Origin of the sequence: Streptomyces anatolicus, assembly GCF_019400875.1 — a bacterium.
GTDB lineage: Bacteria > Actinomycetota > Actinomycetes > Streptomycetales > Streptomycetaceae > Streptomyces > Streptomyces anatolicus.
In genome coordinates, this window is record NZ_WMBF01000321.1 from 1 (window position 1) to 7,284 (window position 7,284).

Annotated in this window: 8 protein-coding genes and 1 pseudogene; 6 read left to right on the top strand and 3 right to left on the bottom strand. The window is 73.6% G+C overall.

Annotation, left to right across the window (positions count from 1 at the left end; genetic code table 11):
* The 3 genes and pseudogenes from GKQ77_RS23555 to GKQ77_RS23565 all read right to left on the bottom strand — a co-directional run.
* A pseudogene (locus GKQ77_RS23555) lies at window positions 1-747 on the bottom strand (O-antigen ligase family protein); the annotation flags it as partial.
* Window positions 748-752: 5 nt separating this feature from the next.
* Complete coding sequence (locus GKQ77_RS23560; protein WP_219690924.1) at window positions 753-2,372, bottom strand: exopolysaccharide biosynthesis polyprenyl glycosylphosphotransferase; 1,620 nt, start codon at window positions 2,370-2,372, stop codon at window positions 753-755.
* Window positions 2,369-3,511, bottom strand: coding sequence for a glycosyltransferase (locus GKQ77_RS23565; protein WP_219690925.1), 1,143 nt, complete (start codon window positions 3,509-3,511; stop codon window positions 2,369-2,371). Before GKQ77_RS23565 ends, GKQ77_RS23560 begins: the two co-directional genes overlap by 4 nt.
* Window positions 3,512-3,829: 318 nt before the next feature.
* Between GKQ77_RS23565 and GKQ77_RS23570 the strand changes: the two genes are divergently transcribed.
* From GKQ77_RS23570 to GKQ77_RS23595, 6 genes are all read left to right on the top strand, one after another.
* Window positions 3,830-4,069: a chaplin gene (locus tag GKQ77_RS23570; protein WP_219690926.1), complete on the top strand. Its 240-nt coding sequence runs from the start codon at window positions 3,830-3,832 to the stop codon at window positions 4,067-4,069.
* Window positions 4,070-4,361: 292 nt separating this feature from the next.
* Window positions 4,362-4,643: a hypothetical protein gene (locus GKQ77_RS23575; RefSeq protein ID WP_372459967.1), complete on the top strand. Its 282-nt coding sequence runs from the start codon at window positions 4,362-4,364 to the stop codon at window positions 4,641-4,643.
* Between the two features lie 226 nt (window positions 4,644-4,869).
* Window positions 4,870-5,367 (top strand): DUF5949 family protein, encoded by a 498-nt coding sequence (locus GKQ77_RS23580; RefSeq protein WP_219690927.1) that lies wholly within the window; start codon window positions 4,870-4,872, stop codon window positions 5,365-5,367.
* Between the two features lie 147 nt (window positions 5,368-5,514).
* Window positions 5,515-6,021 (top strand): hypothetical protein, encoded by a 507-nt coding sequence (locus tag GKQ77_RS23585; protein WP_219690929.1) that lies wholly within the window; start codon window positions 5,515-5,517, stop codon window positions 6,019-6,021.
* A gap of 95 nt (window positions 6,022-6,116) precedes the next feature.
* A complete protein-coding gene (locus GKQ77_RS23590; RefSeq protein WP_308117762.1) occupies window positions 6,117-6,509 on the top strand; it encodes a tyrosinase family oxidase copper chaperone in 393 nt (130 codons plus the stop codon).
* A 37-nt stretch (window positions 6,510-6,546) separates the two neighbouring features.
* On the top strand, window positions 6,547-7,284 hold a 738-nt coding region (locus GKQ77_RS23595; RefSeq protein WP_219690930.1), incomplete at its 3' end, for a tyrosinase family protein.

Below are 7,284 nucleotides of genomic sequence, written 5' to 3' on the forward strand. Positions count from 1 at the left end.
CAGCAGGACCGTGCCCGCCCGGCGCGCCCCGGCGAGCAGCAGGACGCCGAGGCAGGCCGCGGCCGTCGCGATCCACGCCCCCCGGCTGAACGAGAGCGCGAGCGGCACGGTCAGCAGGGCCGCGCACACGCCCGCCGCGACACGCCCGCGCGGCGCCCCTGGCCGGAAGGCGAGCGCGAGGGCGCAGACGAGCCCGTACGAGACGACCGTGGCCATCCCCATGACGTCCGTGGAGCCGAACGTGCCCACGGCCCGGATGTCCTCGCCCATGTACGAGGCCCCGGTGCCCGTCAGGTACTGCTGTACGCCGATCCCGCCCTGCCACAGCGCCAGCGCCACGAACGACCAGGCGAGCAGGCGGAAGTGGCGCGCGTCCCGGACCAGGATCAGCACGGTCGCCGGGACCAGCACGAAGATCTGGAGGTAGCGCGCGGCCCCCGCGACACCGGTCGCCGCGGAGGAGGCGCCGAAGGCGGCCACCGTGACGCCGACGACCGGGAGCCCGAGGAGCACGGCGGCGGTCCGGCTCAGCGGGCGCCGCCCGGTGCGCGCCAGGTGGACGACGCAGTAGCCGACGACCAGGGCGGAGACGGCGTCGGCGACCGTGCCGGTCCCGGGTCCGGCGCCGGTGCCGCTCGTCCCGCCGCCGCTCGGCATCGGCAGGGCGAGCAGCGCGATGAGCAGGACGACGGGCAGGACGGGGGCGGCGTGCCGCAGTTCGCGCGCCACGGCGTCGCGTGGGGTCACCGTGCTCAGCTCCCCGTGCGGCGCAGCAGGACGCCGAGGGTGCGCAGCAGGATGCACATGTCCTGCCAGAAGGACCAGCTGTCGATGTAGGCGTTGTCGAAGCGGCACCGGTCCTCAATGGAGGTGTCCCCGCGCAGGCCGTGGATCTGGGCGAGCCCGGTGATGCCGGTCGGCATCCGGTGCCGGCGCGCGTAGTCGGGGTAGGTCTGGCTGAACTGCGCCACGAAGAAGGGGCGTTCGGGGCGTGGCCCGACCAGGCTCATGTCGCCGCGCAGTACGTTCCACAGCTGCGGCAGCTCGTCCAGCGAGGTGCTCCGCAGGAAGCGGCAGAACGCGTTCATCCGCCGCTCGTCGGCGACGCTCCACCGCGTCGCCGCCTCCTGGGGGTCGGCGGGCCGGTGGGTCCGGAACTTCAGCAGGGTGAACAGGCGTCCGTCCTTGCCGACCCGCTCCTGACGGAAGATCACACCGGGCCCCTCCACGGCCCGCAGCACCAGCGCGCAGACCGCGAGCACCGGCGCCGCCACCAGCAGCAGCGACCCGGCCACCGTGATGTCCAGCAGCCGCTTGCCCACGCTCGTCCCGCGCGGCCCCGCCGCCTCCAGCGGACGGCAGGAGAACCCGGCCACATACCGCCGGGCCCCTTCCCGTGCCGGGCCGAGCTGCGGGTGGCGCGGCCCGATCTCCCACAGGTCGCAGCCAAGGCCGGTCAGCACCGGCAGCCGTCCCGTGAGCCCGGGGCCGCCGCCGGGGAGCAGGAGCACGGCCTGTACGTCGTTCTGGATCACCGCCCGGTGCAGTTCGTCCTCCGTGCCGAGCACGGGCAGTTCGGGGGCGGCCCCCTCGTCACCGGGCCCGGGTGGCGGTTCGGCGGCGGACCCCTCGCCCTGCTGGTCGGCCTCGCTCACCACGCCCACGGGCCGCATGCCGCAGCGGGGGCGCCGCAGCAGGGCCGCCGCCACCGCCCGCGCCTCGCCGCAGGGGCCGCACACCAGCACGGGCCGGGGCCTGCGCAGGACGTCCGCCCGCCGCTGCCAGTGCACCAGGGCGCGCCCCCCGACGGCGAGCAGGCACTGGGCGGCGCCCACGGTGGCCAGGGCCGACAGGGGCAGCGGCGGCACGGGGGCGGGCAGCGCCGGGGCGAGGACGGCGGTGAGGGCGAGGCCGAGCGCGATCCGCCCGCTCAGCGAGGGCACCTCGTCGAGGGTGGCGGGCAGCGGCGTGTACGCGTACAGGCGCCCCTGCGCGTTCAGGGTGAGGACGGCGACCAGGAGCAGGGGCGCCAGCACGGCGTACCACCGCGGTTCGTCGAGCAGGAGCAGGGCGAGCAGCGCGGCGGCGGAGTCGACGGCCACCAGGGCGGCGACCGAGCGGCGGCGCCGGGCGGGACGCCGCGCCCGCGCCCCGGCGCGCGAACCCCGCGCCCCCCGCGGCCCGATGACAAAGCTTCCGGACGGGGCGTGGGCGGCCGGTGAGGTGTGGGTGTCCTGCGGGGCGTGGGCGCCCGGTGGGGCGTGAGTGTCCTGCGAGGCGAGGGCGCCCGGGGCAGCGTGGGTGTCCTGCGGGGCGTGGGTGTCCTGCCGTGTCGGACCTGACGAGGAGGCAACGGTTCGTTCCGCACTCACGTGGTGGTGCACTCCCTGTACTTGGTGGGCGCCGCGCCCAGAAGCTCGCGGTACACCACGTCGATCGCGTCCGCGGTGCGACGCGCGTCGTGGTGGTCCAGGACATGCCGACGGCCCCGCCTGCCGAGCGCGTCGCGCAGCTCCGCGTCCCGCAGCAGGGCGACGAGGGCCCGGGCCAGCGCGGCGGGATCCTCGGGCGGTACGAGGCCGTGGGCGCGGCCCGCCGACGGCAGGCTCTCCCGGGCGCCGTTCACATCGGTGACGACGACCGGCCGCCCGCAGGCCATGGCCTCGAGCGGGGCCAGCGCCATCCCCTCCCACCGGGAGGGCAGCACCACCACGTCGGCGGCGCGGTACCAGTCGGCGGTCTCCCTGGCCGCCCCGGCGAACGTCACGGACGCTTCCGCCCCCGCGCGCAGCCGGCCGGCGTCCGGCCCGTCCCCGACGAGGACGAGCCGCGCTCCCGGCACCCGCGCGGCGACCGAGGTCCAGGCGCGCAGCAGGACGTCCTGCCCCTTCTGCCGGCACAGCCTGCCCACGCACACCACCAGGGGAGCGCGGGCGAAGGCGGTGGGCAGCAGCCGGTCGCGGGCCTGCCGTGCGGCGCCGGGTGAGAAGCGGTCCACGTCCACTCCGTTGGGGACGACCACGTAGGAGCCCGGGATGCCCGCGCGGCGGCCGGTGATCCATTCGGCCTCGCTGACGCAGACGACACGGTCCGTCCAGCGGGCCGCGCGGCGCTCCCAGAACCGGGCGAGCAGCGCGGTGCTCCCGCCGACCGCCTCGAAGGACCAGGCGTGCGGCTGGAAGACGGTCGGGACGCGCCCGCGCAGGGCGAGCCGCGCGGCGAGCCCGGCCTTGGCGCTGTGGGCGTGGACGAGCGTGGGCCGTACGGCGTCGATGACGCGGTGCAGCTCCGCCACCTCGGTGCGCAGCCCGGGGCCGGGGGAGCGCGACGCCGCCCAGGGGTGGCCGCGCACCCCGCGCCCGGCGGCGCCCAGCGCGCGCGGCAGGGGACCCTCGGCAGGGCAGGCCACGTGGACATCCATCCCCGCCGCCGCCTGAGCGGCGGCCAGCTCGGTGACGACCCGCGCCACACCTCCGTCCACGGGCTGGCTGACGTGCAGGATCCGTGGCATGACGGCGTTGGCCTTCCGACGTGTGAGTAGCTCTGACCACAGCGGAGATGAGAGGTTCGCATCAATTACGCGAATCTGGCGCGTATGACTGAAATGCCCTAAATAGAAGGGCAACTGTAGCCGCTGCGAGGCGCCGCTCCGTCAACCTGAGTACGTGTGTCGGATTGGTGAAGGGCATGGTGAATCGGCGATCTCGTACGTGGGGGCCCGCCGCACATCACTCGTCTGGGCGCACAACTCGCCGTCCGGCTCGGCAGTTGATCCCTGTATACGGGCACCCGGCCCGTACGTCGCACCCTTACCAAGGAGCAGCACTCCATGTCGCGTACCACCAAGGCTCTCGCCCTGTCCGCCGTTGCCGCCGCCGCCGTGGCCGGAAGCGCGGGTGTCGCTGCCGCCGACGCCGGCGCGCAGGGCGCCGCCACCAACTCCCCGGGCGTCCTCTCCGGCAACGCTCTCCAGGTGCCGGTCCACATCCCCGTGAACGTCTGCGGCAACTCCATCAACATCATCGGTCTGCTGAACCCGGCGTTCGGCAACACGTGCGTCAACGACTGACGCGTCGTCTGTCCGAACGGCCGTCCCCGCGAAGGCGGGGGCGGCCGTTCCGCATGTCGGGGCCCCGGCCGCCCGTGCCGCCCGTGCCACCGCCCGTGCCGCCGCCGTATAAAAACAGGCCGGTTGATATGAGAATGCGATGCGTTCTTCATTTGAGCGGGCCGGCGGGAACTTTCCGGACCAGGGGTTTCCGCACCGGCCTTGTCTCGTTAGTCCCGGTGAATGAGACGCCAGGCAAACGATGCCTGAACGGTGCTCCCATATGGCGGCGCGAGTCGCCGAAGAAAGGAACATGATGAAGGCCCTGAAGGCTGCCGCTGTCCTTGCCGGTTCGATCGCCATCGCCGGTTCCGCCGCGCCCGCGTTCGCCGGCGGCCTGACGCCCACCAGCCTGAACGGCGGACTTGAGACCCTTGCCGGCCAGCCCCTGCTCGACACCAAGCCGGTGAGCACCAACATGCTCGACACCGAGAACGAGAACTCGGTCGTCAACACCGTCAACGACACCGCGGAGGGCCTGAACGCCGGTGGCGGCCCGACGAAGATGCTCGGTGGACTTCCCCTCGCCAAGTAACCCTCGGTTCCTTCCCCTTTCCGCTGCGGTGTACTGCCCCGATCGGGAAAAGGGAACACGCGACGACGCAAGGGCCGGCCCCCTCTTCCACGGGCCGGCCCTTTCGCGTACCCGCACGTCATCGGAGAGAGCCGAATGACCCCATCGTGTGATGGAAGCCCCGCGCTCGGCCAATTGGGTGACAGCGGAAGGGAATGGACCCTCCGCCGTCTATACGGTTCCCCCCATGACCTCAACCAGCGAACAGCGCCCTTTCCAAGCAACCGACCTCGGAACCCTGGCTGTTCTTGCCTGGAGCGGCGAACACCCCGACGAGGAGCAGGACATGCCCTTCCTGCTCGCCTACTCCCTGGGCGACACGGAGGGCGGGCCGGAGGCGACGGCCGAGGCCATGCGCGTCCTGCTCCGGGACACGGGGCTGCCCGTCGGCGGGCCCGTCGTGGACGGTTCGCGCAACCCGTCCCTGCCCGTCAGCCTCCTCGTCGAGACCGACCAGGCGGTGGTCTCCATGCCGCACCTGCACGCGCAGTGCGTGGTGCCGCCGGAGTGGCTCGCCGCGGTGAAGCAGCGCGGCCACGCCTACTTCATGGTCACCACGCGCGCGTGGCCGGACGCCAAGCCGGGCGAGCCCGTCGACGAGAAGCGCCTCGCCGAGTTCGCGGGCGACGAGGAGACCCTGCTCAACTCCGGCCACTGCCTGCTGCCCGCGCGAAGCCTGCGCTGAATGAGCGCCACCGGACTTCTGGAATGACTGAACCCGCGAAATCCACGGGAATTGGTTCAGTCGGGCGAAGTTTGCGCTGATATCGGCCCAGGATCGTTGATTCGGTGACGGCCGCTCGGCCGTCACAGTGAAAGGACGAGACCCGCAATGAAGAAGTCAACCCGAGGCGCCCTCGCCGCGGTCATCGCATGCGCGGCGGCGGCCGGCGGCGGCGCGTCCGCCGCGGCGGCCGAGCAGTCCGAGGTGAGCGTCCCGCTGCAGGGTGTCGAGTACGCCCTGGGGGTGCAGGCCCCCGAGATCACCCTCGGCCTCCCGGTCCCCCTGCCCAGCGGCAGCCCGGAAGGCCCCGACTACGTGGAGGGCCAGCTGCTGCCCGACCACGTGGTGCCGCGCGTCCCGGTCAACAACAGCCTCCCGTCCGCCCGGGTGCGGGCCCCCCTCTCCGACGTGCTCGGCGACCACAGCGTCGACGCGGTCGAAGCCGAGCTGAGCGCCTCCGACGTCAGGGCCACCACGCCGGGCGCCGGACTCGGTCTCCCGCTGACCACGCCGCGCGCCGAACTGTGGGGGCTGCCCGCTCCCCAGCTGCCCAGCGCGGGGCTCCACGCGCCGAGGCTGAGCGCCCAGCCGACGACCGCGCTCGGCCTCACCTGACCGTGGCGCCCCTGCTGAACCGTGTGGGCCCGGTCCCGAGCCGGGCCCACACCGCCCCCTGCCAGGAGCCCCCGGCCCCGCGGCTCATCGACCGCGTGACGCGCCGCCACCTCCTCGGCGTCGCGGCCTCCGCGCTGCTCGCCGCCGGGAGCGTATTCCGCCTCGCGCAGACGCCGCGCGAGGCGAGCCCGCCGGTCGCGCTCGACGACCCGCCGTCAGGCGAACCGCTGCCCGGCGAACCGTCGTTCGACGAGATGTACCGGGGCCGTCGCATCCAGGGCGAGTCGGTCGCCTCGCGGGACCCGCACGCTCCGGGGGGCTGGAGCGTCACCGTCGACGGGCGGCCGCTCGGGCTCATGCGCCGGGCGGACGGCGGCTATTTCAGCGCGGTCGACCACTTCCAGTCGTACGCGACACCGCTCGCCGCCGCCCGCGCGGCCGTCGACGAACTCGGCCCCTCCCAAGCCCTGAGCGGCCGCGGGCACTGAGCCGGCCGCACCGCCCCGGACGGCAGAACGGACGGACATGGCCCACACGCGCAAGAACCAGAGCAGCCTCAGCCGGGCCGAGCGGCGCAGGTTCGTCGACGCGGTCCTGAAGCTCAAGCGCAGGGGGGAGTACGACGAATTCGTCCGGATGCACATCGACTACTACGTGTCGGACGGTGAGGACAGGCTCCGGGTCGCGCACATGACCCCGTCGTTCTTCCCCTGGCACCGTCGCTTCCTGATCGAGTTCGAGCGGGCCCTCCAGCGGATCGACCCCGGTGTCACCGTCCCGTACTGGGACTGGACGAAGGACCGCAGCCCGGCCTCTTCACTGTGGGGCGAGGACCTGATGGGCGGGAACGGGCGGCGCTCCGACCGACGGGTCACGACGGGCCCGTTCGCCTACAAGCACGGCCACTGGGTCATCAAGGAGGGTGTCACCGACGGGAAGTTCCTCACCCGCGACCTCGGACGCCCGCGCGACCCCCTCGACCTGCCCACGCGGCGGGACGTGGCCTGGGCGATGGCCGATCCGCGCTACGACGTGCCGCCGTGGGACTCCCGCGCGCCCCAGGGCTTCCGCAACAAGCTGGAGGGCTGGACGTCGGCGTCGGGCAAGGAGCGGTGGCGCAACCACAACCGGGTCCACCGCTGGGTCGGCGGGCACATGCTGGGCGGCGCCTCGGTGAACGACCCCGTGTTCTGGCTCAACCACGCCTTCGTCGACCTGCTGTGGGACCGCTGGCGCCGCCGCCACCCCCGCTCGGCCCCCTAC